Source organism: Bartonella sp. AA2SXKL, assembly GCF_042197205.1.
Classification (GTDB): domain Bacteria; phylum Pseudomonadota; class Alphaproteobacteria; order Rhizobiales; family Rhizobiaceae; genus Bartonella.
The window spans coordinates 1-306 of the sequence record NZ_JBHIRN010000230.1 but is presented as its reverse complement, the minus strand read 5'-3'; the positions used below and the strand labels follow the sequence as shown (position 1 = coordinate 306).

The following is a 306-nucleotide window of genomic DNA, read 5'->3' as shown; positions in this document are numbered from 1 at the left end:
CTGGTGCTACTCGCGTACGCATTGGTTTTACAGCCGCTGATCGCATTATGCCTTATGTTGCTGGTGGTGTTTCCTATGCACAGGTACAAGCTGTCAGTTCTACTAAGGTAACAAAAGCAGCAGATGATGCAGAAATCGCTTCTGCTCAATTGTTTGATAAAACAAAGACATTAGTTGGTTTCACTCTTGGCGGTGGTGTTGATTTTGCTATGACTGATAATGTTTTATTGCGTGCAGAATACCGTTACTCAGATTTCGGTAAAAAGAAATTTGAGAAGGAAGGAAGCGAACTGAGCTACAAAACCA

The 306-nt window shown here is 41.8% G+C and carries 1 protein-coding gene; it reads left to right on the top strand.

Annotation, left to right across the window (positions count from 1 at the left end):
• A partial coding sequence (locus ACFINS_RS10885) for an outer membrane protein (protein WP_375706281.1) occupies positions 1–306 on the top strand: 306 nt, incomplete at both ends.